At 64.5% G+C, this 22,241-nt stretch carries 13 protein-coding genes and 1 pseudogene; 5 read left to right on the top strand and 9 right to left on the bottom strand.

Translation table 11 applies throughout. From position 1 onward, the window contains the following. The coding region (locus ACVJNE_RS00005; protein WP_499561864.1) for a hypothetical protein at nucleotides 1-180 on the top strand (180 nt) is incomplete at its 5' end. A gap of 150 nt (nucleotides 181-330) precedes the next feature. Here ACVJNE_RS00005 and ACVJNE_RS00010 read toward each other — a convergent pair. The 4 genes from ACVJNE_RS00010 to ACVJNE_RS00025 form a co-directional block, all read right to left on the bottom strand. After that, a complete protein-coding gene (locus tag ACVJNE_RS00010; RefSeq protein WP_499561866.1) occupies nucleotides 331-732 on the bottom strand; it encodes a type II toxin-antitoxin system VapC family toxin in 402 nt (133 codons plus the stop codon). Next, entirely contained in the window at nucleotides 732-995 is a 264-nt protein-coding gene (locus ACVJNE_RS00015; protein WP_499561868.1) for a type II toxin-antitoxin system VapB family antitoxin, read from the bottom strand. The genes ACVJNE_RS00010 and ACVJNE_RS00015 overlap by 1 nt, the downstream gene beginning before the upstream one ends. A gap of 90 nt (nucleotides 996-1,085) precedes the next feature. Further along, a complete protein-coding gene (locus ACVJNE_RS00020; protein ID WP_499561870.1) occupies nucleotides 1,086-3,674 on the bottom strand; it encodes a GcvT family protein in 2,589 nt (862 codons plus the stop codon). Nucleotides 3,675-3,918: 244 nt separating this feature from the next. After that, nucleotides 3,919-5,460: a trimethylamine methyltransferase family protein gene (locus ACVJNE_RS00025; RefSeq protein WP_499561872.1), complete on the bottom strand. Its 1,542-nt coding sequence runs from the start codon at nucleotides 5,458-5,460 to the stop codon at nucleotides 3,919-3,921. A gap of 244 nt (nucleotides 5,461-5,704) precedes the next feature. Here ACVJNE_RS00025 and ACVJNE_RS00030 point away from each other — a divergent pair, with 244 nt between their 5' ends. After that, nucleotides 5,705-6,481 carry a bestrophin-like domain gene (locus tag ACVJNE_RS00030; RefSeq protein WP_499561874.1) on the top strand — a complete coding sequence of 259 codons (777 nt, stop codon included), beginning with the start codon at nucleotides 5,705-5,707 and terminating at the stop codon, nucleotides 6,479-6,481. 76 nt (nucleotides 6,482-6,557) lie between these two features. Then, nucleotides 6,558-7,151: a transglycosylase SLT domain-containing protein gene (locus ACVJNE_RS00035; protein WP_499561876.1), complete on the top strand. Its 594-nt coding sequence runs from the start codon at nucleotides 6,558-6,560 to the stop codon at nucleotides 7,149-7,151. A gap of 344 nt (nucleotides 7,152-7,495) precedes the next feature. Here ACVJNE_RS00035 and ACVJNE_RS00040 read toward each other — a convergent pair whose 3' ends face one another. The 5 genes and pseudogenes from ACVJNE_RS00040 to ACVJNE_RS00060 form a co-directional block, all read right to left on the bottom strand. Next, nucleotides 7,496-7,993 carry a helix-hairpin-helix domain-containing protein gene (locus ACVJNE_RS00040; RefSeq protein ID WP_499563156.1) on the bottom strand — a complete coding sequence of 166 codons (498 nt, stop codon included), beginning with the start codon at nucleotides 7,991-7,993 and terminating at the stop codon, nucleotides 7,496-7,498. A 102-nt stretch (nucleotides 7,994-8,095) separates the two neighbouring features. After that, nucleotides 8,096-10,258, bottom strand: a pseudogene (locus ACVJNE_RS00045) (dipeptide ABC transporter ATP-binding protein); the annotation flags it as partial. Nucleotides 10,259-10,268: 10 nt separating this feature from the next. Further along, nucleotides 10,269-11,426, bottom strand: a complete 1,158-nt coding sequence (locus ACVJNE_RS00050; RefSeq protein WP_379013079.1) for an ABC transporter permease — start codon at nucleotides 11,424-11,426, stop codon at nucleotides 10,269-10,271. Nucleotides 11,427-11,437: 11 nt separating this feature from the next. Further along, the gene (locus ACVJNE_RS00055) at nucleotides 11,438-12,475 is read right to left on the bottom strand and encodes an ABC transporter permease (RefSeq protein ID WP_173192322.1); all 1,038 of its coding nucleotides are present in this window, start codon (nucleotides 12,473-12,475) and stop codon (nucleotides 11,438-11,440) included. Between the two features lie 209 nt (nucleotides 12,476-12,684). Then, nucleotides 12,685-14,340, bottom strand: a complete 1,656-nt coding sequence (locus ACVJNE_RS00060; protein ID WP_499561878.1) for an ABC transporter substrate-binding protein — start codon at nucleotides 14,338-14,340, stop codon at nucleotides 12,685-12,687. A gap of 349 nt (nucleotides 14,341-14,689) precedes the next feature. On the opposite strand from ACVJNE_RS00060, the gene ACVJNE_RS00065 reads away from it, so the two are divergent. Together ACVJNE_RS00065 and pbpC are read left to right on the top strand one after the other, a co-directional pair. Further along, nucleotides 14,690-20,152 (top strand): alpha-2-macroglobulin family protein, encoded by a 5,463-nt coding sequence (locus tag ACVJNE_RS00065; protein WP_499561880.1) that lies wholly within the window; start codon nucleotides 14,690-14,692, stop codon nucleotides 20,150-20,152. Beyond that, complete coding sequence (gene pbpC / locus ACVJNE_RS00070) at nucleotides 20,149-22,236, top strand: penicillin-binding protein 1C (protein ID WP_499561882.1); 2,088 nt, start codon at nucleotides 20,149-20,151, stop codon at nucleotides 22,234-22,236. Before ACVJNE_RS00065 ends, pbpC begins: the two co-directional genes overlap by 4 nt. The last annotated feature ends 5 nt before the right edge of the window (nucleotides 22,237-22,241 follow it).

The raw sequence follows: 22,241 nt of genomic DNA on the forward strand, positions 1-22,241 counted from the left end.
GCGCTTGAACTCGTCACTGAAATTGCCGGTCCCCATCATGGCCTCCTTGCCTCAAATTTAGGGAAGAAGGCGTCCACAAATCTAGGGGCTATTCAGAGCGAGACTTTCGAACGTCCTTGGCAGCAGGCGGCGAAACTGCCTCACCTGCCCCACAAATTTTCGCACGAAGAGATACCGTAACAGAAAAATCCAGCATGGTTTTGCTCCCTTTTCAGGTGTGTACCGCGCCGAATGGACAACACAGCAACAGCAAATCTACATGAGGTTTTTCAACGGGATTGCTGCAGCAAATTCACGCAATGGCTGCACGCGATTGCATATAAAAATCCATCAAAGAGCCGCTTCAATGTCGGTCTTCGAGAAATCCTCGCCCTTGAACAGAAGCGGTGCCTTCAACCGCTTGGCAAACGCGTAGGAAAAACAGTCGCCGAAATTCAACCTCGCACGATGTCCAGTTCCCTTTCCATAACGCTGGTAGGCTTTCAAAACCTCATCAATGAGGTCGGCCGGCACATCCAGGACCTTTATGCCGGCCCGCTCGACAAAATCGGCGACTTGTGAGGCTCCAAACGAGTAGTCGCCCCCATGATAGCGACCTACGGAAATCGCCGCCTCGACCTGCGTCACCGCGCCTATTGTACGATCACTGGTGCGGGCAAGACACGCCGCGAACTCGCCGGCATCTTCTTCGTCCACGACGATTGATACAATTGCAGACGTATCGACAAACATCAGTCCGGCTCCCCCCACATCTCGTCCATAAACTGTTTGTCATCAACCCGCCTTCCCGCGGCGGCCCCCTCTTCCGCCTTGCGGGCTTTGGCACGGTCGATCACTGGCTTTATCCGCGCCAGAAAGGCATCGACTTGATCATCTTCATGCTGGCTTGCCTCGCGGATCGCCACCTTGAGAGCAGCCGTCAGCCCGAGCCCCCTTCTGCGCGCAAACTCGCGCAGAAGCCAGTCGGCCTCATCGTCTTGTACGTGTATAGCCATCCATGTCCACAATCATAAGTTGGTATGTACATAGATTCATTCTACAATGTAGAAACACGGAACACAAGAGGAACATCGTTTGCGGTGCAGCTACCCCCGCATCCGCTCGAAATTGGCGTCGAACAGTGGCATCGCCTGAATTCTTGCAGGCAGGCGCCGGCCGAGGAGCTCGATCTCGAAACCATTGGCCTCGTCGGCGATTTCGCGCGGCACATAGCCCATCGCTACCGATTTCCCGGAATGGTGGGCATAGCCGCCCGAAGTCACCCAGCCACGCACAGAGCCGTCGAACCAGATCGCTTCGTCGCCGATGACGTCGGCGTCCACCGCATCCACGACGAAGCTGCGCAGCCGTAGCCGGCCGCCCTGCTCGCGCTCGGCGAGTGCTGCTGCCTTGCCGACGAAATCCGCCTCCTTGCCATAGGCAACGAAGCGGTCCAACCCGGCTTCGAGCGGGCCGTAGATCGGCCGGTATTCACGCGCCCAGGAACCGTAATTCTTTTCGAGCCGCAGCGCGTTGAGCGCGCGCGAGCCGAACAGGCCGATACCGAATTCTTCACCAGCCGCCATCAGCCGCTCGAATATGTGACGCTGATATTCCGGCGCCATCCAGATCTCGTAGCCGAGATCGCCGGTATAGCTCACGCGACCGACCAGACAGGGCGCCATGCCGATGTCCATCCTGCGGATAGCCATGAACGGGAACGCGGCATTCGTAACCTCGGCACGCATGACCTTCTCGAGCAGTTTCCGCGCGTTCGGCCCGGCAATGGCGAAACCAACCATCGACAGGCCGAGCGCTTCGATCTTCACGCTGCGGTCTTCCGGCAGGTGCTTCTCGAACCAGCGCATATGAAATTGCTCGGCGATGCCGGAGCCGAAAATCATCCATTCCTGATAGATAGGAGCCGATATACCCCCACCCCTTACCCCTCCCCACAAGGGGGAGGGGGAATCCGAAGCGCCCGCGCTTGGCATCCGCACACCAGTTGATGGTGCGACCCCGACGTCCCCCTCCCCCTTGTGGGGAGGGGTAAGGGGTGGGGGTACTTTTCCGCCTTGCCCCAAGTTCGCCACCGTGAAATCGCCGATCAGCTTGCCGTCTTCCTTCAGCATCGGCGCGAGCGCCATGCGACCCGGTGCGGGCAGCTTGCAGGCGAGCATGCGGTCCAGCCAGTCGCGGGCGCCCTTCCCCGTCACCCGGTATTTGGCAAAGCTGGAGATTTCAATGAGGCCGACGCGCTCGCGCACGGCCTGCACCTCGTTTGCGACATGCTGGAAATCCGTCGAGCGCCGCCACGAGAATTCGTCCCTCGCGCCCTGCGGCGCATACCACAGCGGCACCTCGAGCCCGTAGGCGACACCCCACTGCGCGCCCTCGGCCGAAAGAAGGTCATAGATCGGCGTGGTCTTCAGCGGTCGTCCGGCCGGCAATTCCTCGTTGGGGAAGCGGATCGAGAAGCGCCGCGAATAGTTCTCGCGGACCTTGGCGTTCGTGTAGGCCATCGACGCCCAGTCACCGTAGCGCGCCACGTCCATCGCCCAGATGTCGGCGCCCGGATCGCCGTCGATCATCCAGTTGGCGAGCGCCAAGCCTACGCCGCCGCCCTGGCTGAAGCCGGCCATCACGCCGCAGGCCACCCAGAAGCCGGGAAGCCCGCGCACCGGCCCCACGAGCGGATTTCCGTCGGGCGCAAACGTGAAGGGCCCGTTGATGATCTGCTTGATGCCGGTCTTCTGGAAGGCCGGGAAATGCCGGAACCCCACCTCCAGCGAGGGCGCGATGCGGTCGATGTCGGGTTCCAGAAGCTCATGGCCGAAATTCCACGGCGTCTGGTATTCCGACCAGGGCTTGGCGGCCTTTTCGTAGGTGCCCATCAGCATGCCGCCGCGCTCCTGGCGAAGGTAGAGCTCGCCGTCGAAGTCGATGGCATGGATGATCTCGCTGCCGGTCTTCGCATTCCACTCCGCCACTTCCGGCATGTCCTCGGTGATGAGGTACATGTGCTCCATGGCGAGCACCGGCAGTTCCAGCCCCACCATGCGGCCGACCTCGCGCGCCCAAAGCCCGCCGGCATTGACGACATGCTCGGCCACCACCTCGCCCTCGTCGGTGATGACGCGCCACATCCCGTCTTCCCGCCGCACGATATCCTCGACCTTGGTGAAGCGATGCACCTCAGCACCCAGCTTGCGTGCCGCCTTGGCATAGGCATGGGTCACGCCCGACGGATCGAGGTGGCCGTCTTCGGAATTGCGCACCGCGCCGACGAATTGCTTCGGGTCGAGCAGCGGCATCAGTTCCGCCGCCTCCTGCGCGGAGATTTCCTCCAGGTCGAGCCCGAGATAGCGCCCCTTCGCGACCACGCCACGCAGCCAGTCCATGCGCGCCTCGGTGGCCGCCAGAAGCACGCCGCCGGTGATGTGCACGCCGGTTGCCTGGCCGGAAAGCTCCTCGATCTCCTTGTAGAGTTCGATCGTGTATTTCTGCAGCTTGGCGACGTTCGGGTCGCCGTTGACCGTGTGCATCCCGCCAGCCGCGTGCCATGTCGAGCCGGAGGTCAGCTCGTCGCGCTCCAGCAGCATGACATCGGTCCAGCCATGCCGGGCAAGATGATAGAGCACGGAAGCGCCTACGACACCTCCCCCGATGACCACGACACGTGTGTGCGACTTCATGATTGCTGTTCTCGTTCAGTGAGTTGAAGGCTTGGCCTGAATCTTGTTGTCAGGCGCTCGAAGCGGGAGCTTGGGCGTTCCGGCATGGATCCTCGGGTCAAGCCCGACGATGACGAGATCACGGGCTCGTCACCCCGTTCAAGTCTTGTAGGATGGATAGCGTCGGAAACGCATTCGTCATCCTCGGGCTTGACCCGAGGATCCATGCCTGACCATCCCCACCTCGCCAGCAGCACGAAATAGGTCACGGCTCCCCTGCCCCGATCTCTTCCTTGCGTTTGGCGACATAGGCGTCGAGCGCTTCGCGGACGCTCTCGTCCATCGGTGGCTGTTGATATTCGGCCAGCGCCTTCTTCCACAGCACGGTCGCGCGCGCCGTCGCATCGGCGCCGCCGCTCTCCTGCCAGCTCTCGTAATTCTGCCAGTTGGAGACCATCGGTTGGTAGAATGCGGTCGAATAGCGCTCCAGCGTGTGCGCATCGCCGAAGAAGTGCCCGCCCGTCGGCACACGCGACAGCGCATCCAGCGCCAGCTCGGCCTCGTTCACCTCGATCGGGCGCAGCAGTTCCATCATGTGCTGGATCATCTCGACGTCGAGCACGACCTTCTCGAAGCTCGCCGTGAGACCGCCCTCCTGCCAGCCGGCCGCGTGGTAGAGCAGATTGCCGTGGCCGAGCACGGCGCCCCACAGCGCCATCATCGTCTCGTAGGCGCCCTGCGCGTCCGCTGCGTTGGAGGCGGAGCCCGGCGTGGTGCGGTATGGCAGGTTGTAGCGGCGCGCGAGCTGGCCCGAGGCGATGTTGGCCTTGGCGTTCTCCGGTGTGCCGAAGGCCGGAGCGCCCGAGCGCATGTCGACATTGGAGGTGAACGCGCCATACATCACCGGTGCGCCGGGCCGCACCAACTGGGTCAGGACAATGCCGGCGAGCGCTTCGGCATTCTGCTGCGCCAGCGCGCCGGCCAGCGTCACCGGGCTCATCGCCCCCATCAACGTGAAGGGCGTGACAGCGACCGACTGCCCGTGTTCCGCCATCGTCATCAGCCCTTCGGCCATCTGGTCGTCGAAACGGCGCGGGCTGTTGACCGAGATGATGGTGGAAAGTGCGGGATCGCCGCGCATCTGGTCCAGCGTCAGCCCGCGCGCGATCGCCATCATCTCGATACCATCCAGCGCCCTGCCCCGGCCGATGGCGGAGACATGAAAGCTCTTGTCGGTCAGCGTCAGGTTGGCGAGATAGGTGTCGAGGTGCCGGGTGTTGGCCGCAAGCTCGATCGGCGCGCAAACCTGATTCCCAAGCATTGTGATGCAGTTGAATTGCTGCGCCAGCCGGATGAGGTCGCAATAATCGCGATGGTTCCCCGCCCGCCGCCCGCGCTCCATGTCGTGCACGTTGGGCGGCCCCGCGACCAGCGTGAAGCAGATGGCATCACCGCCCAGTGGCACCGCACGCGCCGGGTTGCGCGGCGTCAGCGTGTAGGACGGCTGCGTCGAACTGAGTGCCTCGGCAACGAGGCCACGGTCGATATAGACCGTCCTTGTCGTGCGATCGACCTTGGCTCCGCAGCGGGCAAACACGTCGAGCGCGGCGGCGCTCATCATCTCGATGCCGAGATTTTCCAGGATATGCATCGATGCGTCGTGGATCGCCTCCACCTTGTCGTCGGAGAGGACCCGCATCGGCGGATAGGGATTGCGCACATGTGACGCCGCAAGCTGCGGGATCGGTGCAGGCTCGCGGGCGTTGGCGCGCCCGCCGGAGCGGCGGCGGCGTGGTTCGGCGTTCATCCTCAAAGGCTTATCGTGCTGGAAAGCTTCTTCTGTCGAAAAAGCGTCCTATCCGGGCGTAATTTTAAGATGAGCGGCAAATATTCGCGCCCGACGGAAAGAATACCGACATTTTGCGTCGTACAAGTAACAATGGATGAATTTCGAGAGTTTCGGCGCTTCTGGACGCCACACGACAAATCGGTCAGGAAGTGAGGACGGTGCAGCCTGCGCCTGCAAGACAAACGCCGCCCGAGGTGTCTCAGTGTCCACGCTCCTGACCACGCTGTTCTCCCAATCGGCGCCGCTGATCCTTCTGGCGCTGGCGGCTTTCGGCATTGTCACCTTTGCGGTCTCGATGCTGTTGCTCACCGCCTTCAGGTCATCCACACAGCGCCTCGATCAGGCGGTTCCCGTTACCACCTTCATGAGCACGATCGCGACGGCATGGGCGTTGGCGCTGGGCTTTGCCGCCGCCGACGTTTGGTCCATACGCGCGCAGGCCGAACAGGCCGCCAGCGAGGAACGCTCGACCATCGCGCGCCTCGCAGGCATAGCCGGGCCCGATGCGCTCGACGTGCCGGCCATGATCGAAGGCCTCATCGTCTACAAGGCTGCGGTGCGCGACGTCGAATGGGGCGCCAATGCCAACCGCGACCCGGCACTGGAAGTCGACCGGGCACTTCAGCAGATCCGCATCGGCATGATCGAATTCGCTCAGGCTGGCGCCTCTGCCCCGCTGGTTGCCAAGATGGCGCAGGACTTCGACGAGTTGCAGGATGCGCGCAACAAGCGGCTTGCATTGGGCGGCAACTCGATCAGCCAGTACAAGTGGTATCTGGTGCTGTTCCTGACATTCCTGTCCATGGTTTCGATCGCCGCCGTGCATGCGGAGCGCCCCCCGGCTGCGCGCAACGCGCTGGCGGTGTTCGCCGTCGCGGCTGTCGTCAGCCTTTGGATCCTCGCTTTACATGCGATTCCCTATGCGGGTGCGGCGCGCATCGGTTTCGAGGAAATCCAGTTCCCGATCGCACGCTCCTGAACCGCGCCTTCGGCCCGCCCGGATCGTAAAAATTCAAGGCAAGCTTTCGTTTACGGGCATCCGCTAGTGTGACGGGATGTCTGTATCGCGTTCCTTGCGTTTCCTGCCGCTTTTGTTGTTGCTGGCCGTGTCGGCCTGCGCCAGCAAGCCCGATCGTATCAACAATGTCTGCTCGGTGTTCGACCAGAATTCCGGCTTCGTCGGCAACTGGCATCGTTCGGCAAGCAGCGCTTCGCGTCAATATGGCATTCCCGTTCACATCCTGATGGCGACGATCCGCATGGAGTCCGGCTTCGAAGGCCGCGCACGACCGCCACGCAAGAAGATCCTCGGCTTCATTCCCGGCAAGCGCGCATCGACGGCCTATGGCTATTCGCAGGCACTTGACGGCACATGGACTGAATATCAGCGGGCAACCGGCCGTCATATGGCCCGCCGCAACAACTTCTCCGACGCCGTCGATTTCGTCGGTTGGTACCATAACAAGTCGGCGACCACGCTCGGCATCGCGCCGCACGACGCCTACAATCTCTATCTGGCCTATTATTCCGGCCATGCCGGCTACCGGCGCGGAAGCTGGCGCAGCAATACGTCGATCCAGAACTACGCGCGCCGCACCGCTACGATGGCTCAGAACTACGCGTCCCAGATGCAGTCCTGCGGGCGCTAGACGCCGCCAGCGCCTCGCCGTTGCAATATCGACGCTGTCACTGCGTCCTTCGAGGCTCGCAGAGCCTGCCCTCGGGCTTGCCGAAGGCAAGACCCGGGAGCTCGCACCTCAGGATGAGGGAGGTGGTTTGATCGCGCCCAACAGCACAGCGGATTCAATTACAGGGTAGAGGGTCGACGACGTCGGCAGAACAACCGTCGAGCCCGCCAGTTTGCCGGAGCAATGCACAACAGCCCTCATCCTGAGGTGCGAGCCCCCGGGTCTTGCCTTCGGCAAGCCCGAGGACAGGCTCTGCGAGCCTCGAAGGACGCACGAACTACGAGCAGTACAGCAGAAGCGACCGCCTACCGCGGCTTCTTGCCGAAGACGCGGATGTATTCGGCCTCGCCGCCCTTGGCGAGCGCCTTGGCCTGCTTCACCCAGTCGTCGCGCTCGATGCGCCCCTTGAATTTGAGATAGTTGTCGACCCAGTCGCGCTCGGCCTTCTTCCACGCCGCCACCTGCGCGTAGGTGTAGATGCCGAGACCATTGAGAACGCCCTCCAGCTTTGGCCCGACACCCGAGATCAGCTTGAGATCGTCGGGGTTGCGCGGTTTCTTCACCGCCGGCGGACGCCCCTTCTCGGCGCCACCCGCCGCCTTCGAAACACCCATCTGCGCCTTGGCTTCCTCCGGCGAAGAGGCGGTGCGTGCACGGGCAGGCGTCGTGGCCACCTTGCCGGCCGCCTTTTCCTTCGCGGTCGCGGCGCTTGCGGGTTTCACCGCGGCGCTCGCAGCCTGGCGTCCCTCGCCCGCTTCCGTCAGCGACTTCTCCGGCGCGGAATCACCGGGCCGGCCCGTCATGGGCTTCGACGCACGGGCCTTTGGCTCAGCCTTGGCATCGAGCAGGCGCGCGGGCGTTGCCGCCGCAGCGGCGCCGGGCCGCTCGGCGCGGCTGCCGGCCTTCGTCGGCTTGCGCGGCGCCCTGGCCTTCGGTGTCTCAGCCGCCGGATCGGGTTCTTGCGTACCCTCGAAGCTGATGACCGGCTCCATCGAGGCCAGCTGATCGTCGTCCAGCCAGCAAAGGCTCTTGTGCCCGTTGCCGAGGTCCTTCATCGGCGGCACCTGCGTCTCGCACTTGTTGCCCGGCACGAATTGCTTCCAACGGCAGCGCGTCTGGAAAGGACAGCCGGGCGGCGGGTTCATGGCCGATGGGATGTCGCCTTCCAGCACGATGTGCTTCTTCACCACGCTCGTATCCGCGATCGGGATCGCCGACAGCAGCGCCTCCGTGTAGGGATGGTAGGGCGGCGAAAATATCTGGTCCGTCGTTCCCGTTTCCACGATGTGGCCCAGATACATGACGACGACGCGGTCGGCGATGTAGCGCACGACGGACAGGTCGTGGCTGATGAACAGCATCGTCGTCTTGTTCTTGCGCTGGATGTCCATCAGCAGCTCGGTCACCGCCGCCTGCACCGACACGTCGAGCGCCGAGACCGGCTCGTCGGCCACCACGACCTTGGCATTACCTGCAAAGGCGCGGGCGACGCCGATGCGCTGCTTCTGCCCGCCCGACAGCTGGCGCGGCATGCGCTCGGCAAACGCGCGCGGCAGCTTCACGAGGTCCAGCAGCTCGAACATGCGTTTGCGGCGATCCTCGACCGTGTCGCCGATCTTGAATTTTTCCAGCGTGCGGATGATCTGCGACCCGACCGAATGGCTCGGATTGAGCGTGTCGAACGGGTTCTGGAACACCATCTGGATACCGGAAACCGTCTCGGTGTCGCGCTTTTCGATCGGCGTAGCCTCGATCTCGGTATTGGCCAGCGTGACCGTGCCCGACGTCGCCGTCTCCAGCCCGAGAAGCACCTTGGCGAGCGTGGACTTGCCGCAGCCCGATTCACCCACGATAGCCACGGTCTCGCTCTCGCGCGCCTCGAAGCTGATCTGCTCGTTGGCCTTGACGGTGCGTGTCTCAGCCCCACCGAAGATGGCGTTGGCCGCTACCTCGTAATATTTCTTCAGATTTTCGATCTTGAGCACCGGCGCGCCCGGCTTGACGGCTTCCTTCTCCGTCGTTGCACCTTCTGGCAGCGCATTCCAGTCGATCTCGTTGAAGCGCACGCAGCGGCTGAAATGCCGGTCGTGCCCCTCGACCTCGATCATCGGGATTTCAGCCGCATCGCACAGGCCAGGCTTGAAGTGGTGGCAGCGCGGCCCGAAATTGCAGCCCTTCGGGCGCTCGTGCGGCAGCGGAAGCTGGCCCGGAATGGCGATCAGCGGCCGAGAGTTCTTGTCTGCGCCGGGCAGCGGTATCGAGCGGAACAGACCCTGCGTGTAGGGGTGGCGCATGTGGTCGAACACATCCTTGATCGACCCCGTCTCCACCGCCTCGCCCGAATACATCACCGTGATCCGGTCGCAGGTCTCGAGGATCAGCCCGAGATTGTGCGACACGAAGATCATCGAGGTGCCGAACTGTTCGCCGAGCCCCTTCACCAGCTCGACGATGCCGGCCTCCACCGTCACGTCGAGCGCAGTCGTCGGCTCGTCGAGCAGCAACAGCGCCGGATTCGACAGAAGTGCCATCGCGATGACGATACGCTGCTGCTGGCCGCCCGAAAGCTGGTGCGGAAAGGAGCGCATTATCCGCTCGGGGTCCGGCAGGCGCACGGAGCGAACCATCTCCAGCGCGCGCTTGTAGGCCTCGTCGCTCGAAACCTTGTCGTGGATCAGCGGCACTTCCATCAACTGCCGGCCGATCTTCATCGCCGGATTCAGGCTCGCCATGGGCTCCTGGTAGATCATGGCGATCTCATTGCCGCGAATGGCCCGCAGTTCGGCATCGGACAGGTCGCCCATGTCCTTGCCCTTGAACTTGATGCGCCCGCCGACGATCTTGCCGACATTCGACAGGTCGCGCATCACGCCCAGCGACACCGTCGATTTTCCGCACCCGCTCTCGCCGACGATCCCCATCGCCTCACCCGGCATCACCGTGCAGGAGAAGTCCATCACGGCAGGAATCTCGCCCTTGCGCGTGAAGAAGGAGATAGACAGGTTTTCGATCTCGAGGATCGGATCGGCGTTCTGGGCCGCCTCGCTTGGCTTTACGGCTTCGTTCATGGTTCCGTCCTCAATCCTTCAGCGACTGTTCGCGCAGCGCATCGGCCAGAAGGTTCAGGCCGAGCACGAACGACATCAGCGCGATTGTCGGCGGCAGTGCGGGGTGGATATGCGAACGCAGGAGCCGGCTCGCCTCCTTGATCGCCGTGCCCCAGTCGGGGCTTTCCGGCGCAAGGCCGAGGCCGAAATAGCCCAGCGTTCCGAGCAGGATCGTCGTGTAACCGATGCGCAGGCAGGCATCGACGATCAACGGTCCGCGCGCATTGGGCAGCACTTCCCACAGCATGATGTACCACGGGCTTTCGCCGCGGGTCTGGGCTGCGGCCACGTAGTCACGCGTCTTGATGTCCATCACCAGGCCGCGAACGATGCGGAAGACACCTGGCGACGAGGCGAAGACCACGGCTACGAAGATGTTCAGCTCGTTCGGCCGGATGGCGATGATGCCCAGCGGGTCGGCGTTGAAGACAAGGCCGAGATAGATCCATCCGCCGATCAGCAGCGTCAGCCCGATCTGTATCGCCAACGCCTGCGGTCGATGCTTGTAGCGTGTGTAAAACAGCGTGCAGAAGAAGATGATCGGAAATAGGAAGAACACGCCTGCCATCGTGTAGGGGATCGGTGTGTCCATGATGCCGGGCGTCACCAGCAGGTAGAACAGCAGGATCACAGGGAAAGCCAGTACGAGGTTGGCCAGGAACGACAGGATGGTGTCCACCCGCCCGCCATAATAGCCGGCCGGCAGGCCAAGCGTAATGCCGACCATCAGTGCGAACATGGTCGCCGCCGGCGCGATCACCAGCACGATCTGGCTGCCATAGACCATGCGCGAAAAGATGTCGCGCGCCAACCTGTCGCCACCGAAGAGGAAGGCCTGCCCGCTTTCGGGCTCAATCGCGCCCGGCAGAGCATCCTTCATCACCAGCACCTGGGCCAGCGGATTGAACGGAGCGACGGTCGAGGCGAACATCGCCGTGAACAGCCAGAACAGGCAGATCGTTACGCCGGCGATGCCGACATAGGTATCGAAGAGCTGGCCATAGAGCCCGAGCCGCGCGCGGAAGGCGAAACTGGTGCCGAGCACGACGGCCAGTGCCAGCCAGACCGGCCAGAACCGCACCAGGACACCAAGCAGCACTTGGAACGCGCTGAGATATTCATGTTGCATGCGCGGTCCCCTTACTGCACGCGAATGCGCGGGTTGAGATAGGCGTAACCCACGTCGGAGATGAGCTGGGTGAAGAGCACCACGAACACCGACACCAGCGAACAGCCGAGCAGCAGGTCGATGTCGTTGTTGCCAGCGGCCTCCACCAGCGTGAAGCCGAAGCCCTGATAGCGGAACATCACCTCGACGATCACCACGCCGGTCAGCAGCCACGGAAACTGCAGCATGATGACCGTGAACGGCGCGATCAGCGCGTTGCGCAGCGCGTGCTTGACGACGACGGCGTTGAAGGAAAGCCCCTTGAGCCGCGCCGTGCGGATATATTGCTGCGTCATCACCTCGACCATCGAGGCGCGCGTCATGCGGGCGATGTAGCCGATGCCGTAGATCGCCATCGTCATCACCGGCAGGGTGAAGTTGTAGAAGCTGATGCCCTGGCTGGTCGCCGATGCCGCAGACCCGTTGAGCCAGCCGAGCCACGACGCGAAGACGACGGTGAAGATGACGCCCGATATGTATTCAGGTGTCGCCGTCGTCGTGATCGAGGCAACGGAAAGCGAGCGGTCCGTTCGCGATCCCTCCCGCATGCCGGCGAAGATGCCGATCAGCAGCGCGACGGGCACCATGACCACCATCACCCAGAACATCAGGATGCCGGTGGCGCCCAGCGCCGGCCAGAGCTTGGCCGAAACCGTTGTCTTGAATTTGGTCGAACAGCCGAAATCGCCCTGCAGGATGCCGCCATAATAGGGCTCGGCCGGTTCGTTGCAGTAGGAGAAGCGCGGCGTCACTGCGCCCGTCTCGGCGTCTATGTTGGGCTGCTTCTGCACCACGCCGAGCCAGCGCCCGTAGCGCAAAAAGAAATTGTCTCGGTAACCGTTCCGCACGAGCCAGCTTTCGATGTGCTCGTCAGAGGAGCGCATGTCGAGCTGGCTGATCGACAGCTTGCGCAGGTTCGGCTCCAGATTGACCATGAAGAACACGACCAGCGTGAGGCACAGCATGGTCAGCAGCATCGTTCCGAGACGACGAGTGATAAAGGTCAGCATCGTACCCCCTGCCTGTCGGGTTGGGGAATGCGCCGCACTATACGCCTATGGAGAACCGCAAGGAAATGGCCGTGCCATCGGCAGGACGACCGTCCTGCTTCCGTCCCGGCCCTGGCTTGCGTCGTGTTCCCCTTCAACGCTTTTCTAGCTCAGGCGCCCCGTTGAGGCGGAAAGGGGGCTTGCGCCCCCTTTCCTGTTTTTTCTGCCGATCAGGCTTCGTCCAGCCAGACCTTGCCGAAATCATGCTCGAAGGTCTGGTGCATACCGTGGTTCTTCACGGCCGCCACCGAGTGGTTGTAGAGCTTGCGCCAGTAAGGCTGGATGATGATGCCGGAGTCCTGGAGGATCTTCTCGATCTCCTCCATCACGCCACGACGTTCATCGGCATCCGCGATCGAGAGCGCCTGGTTGATCTTGGCGTCGAGGTCCGGATTGGAGTAGCCGGCTTCGTTCCATGCCTCACCGGTGCGGTAGGCGATGGCGACCACCTGAATGCCCAGCGGGCGCATGTTCCAGTTGGTCATCGAGTACGGATACTTCGTCCAGTCGTTCCAGAAGGTAGAGCCCGGCAACACCGTGCGCTTGACCTTGAAGCCGGCTTCACGAAGCTGGGCGGCAATCGCGTCGCCCGTGTTCTTGTGCCAATCCTCGTCGACCGTGATGAGCTCGTGCTCATAGTCCATCTGGCCGGCTTCTTCCATCAGGGCCTTTGCAGCCTCGATGTCGCGCTCGAACGGCGGCAGCTCGGCATATTCCGGATGGATCGGACAGACGTGGTGGTTTTCGGCCACCTCGCCGGCATTGCCGTAGCCCAGCGCGAGGATGGTCGCGTTGTCGACAGCCTTCGTCAGCGCCTGTCGCACCTTCTGGTCGTCATACGGCGCATTGTTGACGTTGGTGCGCGCAACAATCGTGGATGCGGTAACGACCTCGGACGTCTCGAGGCCGATGCCCTCGAGGATGGACACGAAATCGGCCGTGGTCTCGTGGTTGGTATGCACCTCGAGCGCCTCGAAGGCCGAAACCATCGCCGCCGGATCGGTGCCGTAGTCGATGAACTCGACGCCGTCGAGATAGACCTCGCCGTTCCACCACTTGCCGTCTTCGCGACGCTTGTAAACCACCGACTGGCCGACATCGTAGGAGACGAGTTCGAACGGTCCGGTGCCGATCGGGTTCTGGGCAAAGTTCGCACCCGTCTCGTCGAAGGAGCGGTGCACGATGAGGCCCGGATAGTCGGTCAGGTTCGGGATCAGCGCGATGTCCGGCTCGGTCAGCTTGAGGCGGACCGTCATGTCGTCGACCTTCTCGACAGAACCTTCGCGCAGCTTGCCCGTCTCCGCATCGGCCAGCGAGCCAAGGCGGCCTGGCATGGAATTACCTTCCGCGCTGCGATCCGCCCAGCGCGTGATGTTGAAGATCACGTCATCGGCGTTGAAGGTATCCCCGTTCGTCCAGGTGACGCCCGGGCGGCAATGGAAGACGTACTCGGTGGCGTCGTCGTTGATTTCCCAGCTCTCGAGCAGATAGGGCTCGAAAGTAAACTCGCGCGTGTATTTCACCAGCGGCTCAAGCGTCTGGCGCTCGGCGTTGGCGATCTCCGACCAGTCTGCCGTGCGGGGATCCTTGGGATCCTTGACCGCCATCGCGACCTTGAGGACACCACCTTTCTTGGGCTCTTCCTGCGCCATCGCCGGGGTCGGCGCGGCCAGTCCGATCATGCCATAAGCCATTGCGGTGGTAGCACCGAAGGCGCTGGCCATGGCCAGAAATTCGCGGCGGTCGAGCTTGCCGGCCTTCGTCTCCTCCGCCAGCTTTTTTATATGGTCGGGGACACGGTTGCCGTTGCTCTTGTAAAACTTCATCGACGTTCTCCCATTTGAAGCTGCTTGCGTTAGCATTCCGCAGATGGACGGCGATGTCAAAAACCCCCGTCCGCAGGCACCGCAACGGAATGTGCAACGTTGCAGGGGGCACAGATGGCGTAATTGCGACAAAGTTGACGCAATTTTAGCAATGGGAAAAGAATCTCGGCGGCGCGGAGATCGATTCCGCCCGAGGGTCTCATGACATTACCTGCCGTTTTAGAGTGCCGATAGCGCCACCGCTGACGGGCGTCGATGCCAGTGGGCGCTGTGGGCCGCATTGTTGACAAGCCGTCACGAAGGTTGCCTAAGTTCCGCAACGGTAATTCGTCAGCGTTTGGAGGGTTTCATGTCGATGCGCGCCGCTCGGATTTTCTCCATTCTCGCGACCCTTTTGCTGGCCTTTTCGGTACCCGCTTCCGGCCAGAGCGAGCGTCGGATCGCGACGACCCCCGATTCGGATTATTTCGGCTTCGATCTGCGCACCGAGCAGGACATACCGCTCGACGCCTGCGAGGCAGTATGCCTCGCCGATCAGGATTGCCGCGCCTTCACCTACAACACGCGCGCGCAATGGTGTTTCCTGAAATCCGACTACAGCACGCTGAATTCGTTCCCGGGTGCGGTGGCCGGACGCGTGGTCGTCGACAGCGGCGAAGCCGAACTCGGCGCACCACCCGTGCTCGACTACGTGCCGCAGCATATGCGCGATGAGGCCCTGCGCTACCGCGCGACTCTTGAGCGCGAAACGCCGGACGAATCCACCGGCATCGTCTTCCTGTCCTCGAGCGCAGCCAGCGCCCTGAGTGCCGGCGACCCGCGAACGGCGGTGGAAGCCCGGCGCGCCGCGCTCGTCATCGACCCCGACGACGTGGAACTATGGGCCGGACTTGCTCGTGCGCAGTTCGCCGTCGAGCCCAACTCCGGTACCGAACGCGCGCAGCGTGGCCGGGACGGCATGTCGGCCGCGCTAAACGCCTATGCGCTGGGGCGCACCGCATCGGCTCGCGCAGACAGCCTCGCGGCGGTCGGTCTCGCGCTGGACAACCGCGACCTCTATCGCCCAGCCATCCAGGCCTATGAGGCAAGCCTGGCGCTGGTCGACGATGCGTCGGTACGTGCCGCATATCTCGACCTGAAGGCTCGCAAGGGCTTCCGCGTCGTCAACAATACGGTGGAGGCCGATGGGGCCGCGCCGCGCGCCTGCGTCCAGTTCTCCGAGGATCTGGCGAAATCGGGCGTCGACTACGCGCCCTTCGTCACCGTTGACGACGCCGCCCCGAAGGCCATCGAAACCTCCGGCACGCAGCTCTGCGTCGAGGGTCTCGAACATGGCAAATATTACCGTATCGGCATCCGGTCCGGCCTTCCCGCCGCCGTCGGCGAGGTGATCGCAAGCCCCGTCACGCTGTCCGTCTATGTACGCGACCGCACGCCCTCGATGCGCTTTTCCGGCGAGAATTTCGTGCTGCCGTCCACGGGCCGTCACGCACTGCCGATCCACAGCGTGAACACACCGCTTGCCGATCTGAAGCTGCATCGCGTGGGCGACCGCGCGCTCAGCGACTTGATGAAGGACAACCCCTTCCCGCGCCAGATCGACGAGTACGAGATTTCCTCGCTGGCGGAGAATCTCGGCGAGCTCGTCTGGCAGGGCACGATCGAGATCGACGATGAACTCAACAAGGACGTCGTTACCGCCTTCCCGATCGAAGAAGCGTTGCCGGAGCGAAAGCCCGGCGTCTATGTGCTGACCGGCACGCCGCAGGGCGACACCAGCGAATCCTGGAACGCGCGCGCCACACAGTGGTTCGTCGTCTCCGACATCGGCCTCTCGACCTATGCTGGCGAGGACGGATTGACGGTCTTTGCCCGCTCGCTGGCGACCGCGCGCCCGCTGGAAGGTGTGGAGCTGCAGCTTCTCGCCCGCAACAACGAGGTGCTGGGTGCCGCGACGACCGATGCCAGGGGACAGGCCGTGTTCACGGCCGGCCTGACGCGCGGCAGTTCGGGCATGGCGCCCGCGGTGCTCACGGCCGCGGACGGCGCGCAGGATTTTGTCTTCCTCGACATGACGCGCGGCGGTTTCGACCTGTCCGACCGCGGCGTGACCGGTCGCGCCGCCCCCGGCGCCATCGACGTTTTCGCCTGGACCGAGCGCGGCATCTACCGCCCCGGCGAGACGGTCCATGCAGCCGCCCTCGCGCGCGACGAAAGTGCCGGCGCGATCGAGAACCTGCCGCTGACCTTCATCTACACCCGCCCGGACGGCGTCGAGGAGCGCCGCATCACCAGCGACGGCGGCGCGCTCGGCGGCCATCATGTGCCGCTGGAGCTGCAGCAGACGGCGATGCTTGGTTCCTGGACGCTGGGCATCTACAGCGACCCCGACACCTCGCCCCTTGCCCAGTCGGTATTCCTGGTCGAGGAGTTCGTTCCCGACCGGATCGAGTTCGACCTCGAACCCGAAACCCCGGAGATCAATGCCGGCGAACCGGCCTGGATCGCGCTCGACGGACGCTACCTCTACGGTGCGCCCGCTTCCAATCTGGAGCTAGAGGGCGAGGTCGTCGTCTCCACAAGACGCGAATGGGATCGGTTCCCCGGCTTCTCGTTCGGTCTCGCCGACGAAGAAATCGAGGCGTCATCGACCTCCCTCGGCATTGATGCGACGGACGAGGACGGCAAGGCCCGCATCGAAGTGGCAACCGATGCACTGCCCTCCACGACGGGGCTGCTCGAGGCCAAGGTGACCGTGCGCATGCGCGAAAGCGGTGGCCGCGCGGTCGAGCGCAGCACGACGCTTGCCATCCGCCCGCAGGACGCGGTGATCGGTATCCGTCCCGATTTCGCCGGCTCCGAGGTGCCGCAGGGTTCGACCGCGTCGTTCCGCGCGATCGCCGTCTCGCCCTCAGGCGAACGCGAGGCGCTGTCTGGCGCGCTTTGGACGCTGACCAAGATTGAGCGCAACTATCAATGGTACCGCAGCAACAACGCCTGGAACTATGAGGCGATCACCGTCGAGCGCCGGATCGATAGTGGCACCGTCGACATCGCTGCCGACGATCCCGCGACCATCGCGGTCCCCGTCGACTGGGGCCGCTATCGCCTCGACGTCGAAAGCGCCGATCCTGCCGGACCGGTTGCCAGCTACGAATTCGATGCCGGCTGGTTCGTCGAGGCAACCTCGACGGAAACCCCGGATGGCCTGGAGATCGCCCTCGACAAGGACAGCTACGAAACCGGCGAGACCGCGACCCTGAAGGTGTCGCCCCGCTTCGCCGGCGAGCTGCTGGTGGCGATCGGCTCCGAACGCCTCCATCAGACGATCGAGGCGAGCGTGCCCGCAGAAGGCGCGGAGATCGAAATCCCCGTTTCGACCGACTGGGGCGCTGGCGCCTATGTCACGGCGACGCTTTTCCGCCCCGGCGAGGCGGAGGAAAGCCGCATGCCGTCGCGCGCCATCGGCGTAAAGTGGCTGGCGATCGACCCCGCAGAGCGCAAGCTCGGCGTCGAACTTTCCCCGCCCTCGCAGGCCCTGCCGCGGGCGCCGCTCGCCATCCCCGTCTCGCTGACGGGGCTCGAGGCCGGCGAAGAGGCCTATGTCGCGGTCGCGGCCGTCGACGTCGGCATCCTGAACCTGACCCGCTACGAGCCTCCCGCGCCTGAAGACTGGTATTTCGGCCAGCGCCGGCTCGGTCTTGAAATACGCGACATCTACGGCCGGCTGATCGACGGTTCGGCCGGCGCTTTCGGACGCATCCGCACCGGCGGCGACGGCGGCGGCCTCACCGCCCAGGGCAGCGCCCCGACCGAGAAACTGCTGGCTTTCTTCTCCGGACCCGTGCGGGTCGGCGAAGACGGCAAGGCCGAAATCACCTTCGACATACCCGAATTCAACGGCACTGCCCGCGTGATGGCGGTGGCGTGGTCGAAGCGCGGTATTGGCGAAGCGACAACGGACGTCATCATCCGCGACCCGATCGTGATCACCGCCGGTCAGCCTCGCTTCATGGCGACCGGCGACCGTGCCACCGTGCGCCTCGACATCCACAACACCGACGGCCCCACTGGTGATTATGCCGTTGCGGTGCGGACGGAAGGCACAGCCGGCTTCGACTTTGGCGACGTGCCGCAAAGCGTCGCGCTCGGCGACAACGCCCGCGCCACGCTGACCCTTCCGGTCACGGCGACCGCCACCGGCGATGCCACGGTGACAGTGTCGCTCACTCACGCTGACGGCGTGGAGGTCGACCGCACACTCTTCCTGCCGGTGCGCCAGCCTGCGATGCCGGTCACGAACCGTCAGGTCATCAGCCTCGCGGCCAATGGCGGATCGCTCCGCGTTGATGGCGAATTGCTGGCAGACAGCCTGCTCGACGGCGCATCGGTATCGGTCGGCGTATCGCCGGCATCGGCCTTCGACCTGCCCTCGCTCCTGATGACGCTCGACCGCTATCCCTATGGCTGCGCGGAGCAGACGGTCAGCCGCGCCCTGCCACTGCTTTACGTGGGCGAACTCTCATCCGCGACGGGCCTCGAGAACGATCCCGGCCTGCGCGAACGCGTGCAGAAGGCGATTGCCAGGGTAATGACGTTCCAGACGTCGACCGGCTCGTTCGGCCTGTGGGGGCCGGGCTACGGCGACCTCTGGCTTGACGCATACATCACCGACTTCCTGACCCGCGCCCGCGAAGGCGATTTCGGCGTGCCGGTTCAGGGCATGACCAGCGCACTGGGCAACCTCCAGAACCAGCTTTCCTATACGACGGACGTTTCCGAACGCGGCACCGAGATCGCCTATGCGCTCTACGTGCTTGCCCGCAACCGCAAGGCGCCCATCGGCGACCTGCGCTACTATGCCGACACGCGGCTGGAGGAGTTCACCAGCCCGATGGCACGCGCCCAGCTTGCCGCGGCGCTCGCGCTTTATGGCGACAGCCAGCGCGCCGATACCGTCTTTGCATCGGCGCTGCGGCGCGCGCAGGGCGACACCGCGACCAACTTCAACCGCTCCGACTACGGCTCCTCGCTGCGCGACGGCGCGGCGATGCTGGCGCTGGCGGCGGAAACCCGCCCCTCGCCTCGCACCGTTCCGGCCATGGTAAGCTTTGTCACGCAGCAGAAGAACAACGCGCGCTGGACGAGCACGCAGGAAGAAGCCTGGATGTTGCTGGCCGCCCGTGCCGTGCAGGCTTCGGGCGACGCGATCCGGCTCGACGTGGACGGCGCCCCGCATACTGGAAGCTTCGCGCGCCGCGTTGCCGGCGAGAGCCTGCAGGACAACCCCATCACAATCACCAACCGGGGCAACGAACCTGTCGATGCGGTCGTCACCACGGTGGCTGCACCAGTCGACCCGCTGCCGGCCGGCGGCAACGGCTTCACCATCACGCGCAGCTACTACACGCTCGACGGCGAGGAGGCGACGGTCTCCGAAGCGGCGCAGAACGAGCGTTTTGTCGTGGTCCTTCGCGTCAACGAAGCCAACACCTGGCCCTCGCGGGTGGCAGTGACCGACCTGCTGCCGGCCGGATTCGAGATAGACAATCCCCGCCTCGTCGGCAGCGCGGAGCTCGCCAATTTCGACTGGCTGGCCGAACCGGAAGCCGCCCATTTCGAGTTCCGCGACGACCGCTTCGTAGCCGCCTTCGACCGCAGTGGCGGCGGCTCGTTCCAGGTCGCCTATGTGGTTCGCGCGGTGACACCGGGCGTCTACACCCACCCTGCCGCCGTCGTGGAGGACATGTACCGCCCGCAATTCAACGGCCGCACGGCAGCCGGCATGGTGGAGGTGGTTGCCGCGCAATGACGCGCTGGAAGCGCCCTACTCTCGCGCTCGCGCTGACCGCAGTCCTCGGCACTGCGGCGATGACGGGGCTCGATGCGCTGGATCGCGCTTATCCGCCCCCGCTCGAGCTGCCGGCGACCTCCGCCGAAGTGGTCGACCGGGATGGTGCCCTGCTGCGCGCGCTGGCCACGCCGCAGGGCGCCTGGCGTTTCCGCGTCACACTCGAGGAGGTCGATCCGCATTTCGTCGACATGCTGGTCGCCTACGAGGACCGGCGTTTCCGTCGGCACTTCGGCGTCGATCCCACAGCACTCGCACGCGCAGCCGTCCAGTTCGTCACCAATGGCCGCATCGTCTCCGGCGGCTCGACCATCACGATGCAACTCGCCCGGCTGATCGAGCCACGCAAGGAGCGCTCGCTGACGGCCAAGCTGCGCCAGATGGTGCGCGCCGTGCAAATCGAGCGGCGGCTGTCGAAGGATGAAATCCTCGAACGCTACATGACGCTTGCGCCCTATGGCGGCAATCTCGAAGGCATTCGCGCAGCGACGCTCGCCTGGTTCGGCAAGGAGCCGAAACGTCTCGCCGTCGGCGAGGCAGCCCTGCTGGTGTCGCTGCCGCAACTGCCGGAACGCCGCCGTCCCGACCGGCACCCGCAGGCCGCCGAAGCCGCGCGCGACCGCGTGCTCGCCCGCATGATCACGGCCGGCAGGCTGGAAGAGCGCGAGACCGAGCGCGCTCGCGATGCCGCGGCGCCGGCGAGACGTCACGACATGCCCTTCCTGGCCGCACACGCCGCCGACCGCGCGCTCGCGGAAAACCCCGGCGTCGCACGCCATCAGCTCACCATCAGCCACCGCGTGCAGGAAGGACTGGAGGCCGTGGCCCGCGAGACGGCGGCGCGGCTCGGTTCCCGCCTCTCCGTCGCCATGGTCATGGCCGATGCGCAGACCGGCGATATTCTTGCGGAAGTCGGTTCGGCAGGCTTCTTCGACGGCGCCCGCGCCGGCTGGGTGGACATGACGCGGGCGGTCCGCTCGCCGGGCTCGACCCTGAAGCCGTTCATCTACGGGCTCGCCTTCGAGGAGGGGCTGGTGGCGCAGGAGACGATCATCGAGGATCGGCCGTCGAATTTCGGCGGCTACCGTCCGCGCAATTTCGACCTCGAATATCAGGGCGACGTCTCTGTGCGCACGGCACTGCAGATGTCGCTCAACGTGCCGGCCGTGCGGCTGCTCGACGCGGTCGGTCCGACGCGGCTTGCCGCCCGCTTCCGCCGCGCCGGCGTGACGCTGGCGCTCCCGCGCGACGAGGCGCCGGGCCTCGCCATTGCGCTCGGGGGCGCGGGTCTGACGCTACGCGACCTCGTGCGCCTCTATACCGGGCTCGCCAATCGCGGCGAGACGGTCGCGATTTCCAACGTTGCCGGGGAGCGAGAAACAGCAGCGATCCTCGACCGCCGCGCGACATGGCAGGTCGCCGACATGCTGTCCGGCATCGCGCCACCCGAAGGCGCTGGTGCCAGAGGCATCGCCTACAAGACCGGAACCAGCTACGGCTACCGCGATGCCTGGTCTGTCGGTTTTGACGGCCGTCATGTGCTCGGTGTCTGGGTTGGCAGGCCCGATGGCGCGGCCGTGCCCGGCCTGTCCGGTTATGCGTCTGCCGCGCCCGTTCTGTTCAAGGCCTTCGAACGGTCGGGGCTACCGGTGACGCCCCTGCCCCGCGCGCCTGCCGGTGCGCTACGCATGGCGCGCGCCGACCTGCCGATGATGCAGCGCCGCTTCTCCGCGCCCGGCGACGCATTGCGCCAGCCGGGCGTTGCCGAGCCGGCACCGCAGATCGTCTTCCCGCCGCAGGGCGCGCGGGTCGAGCTTGCATCGGGCGCGGGCAACGCGGCGATACCACTGGTGCTCAAGCTGCAGGGCGGTCGCGCTCCGTTCCGCTGGCTCGCAAATGGCCGCCCCGTCGAAAGCCTCTGGCGCCGGCGCACGGCCAACTGGCAGCCGGACGGTGCAGGCTTCTCCACCCTGACGGTCATCGACGCAGCCGGCCGCACGGCCAGCGTGAAAGTGTTCATCGAACAGGACACGCCAACGCCCTGAATGGA

This window comes from Mesorhizobium sp. DxT, from assembly GCF_058448885.1.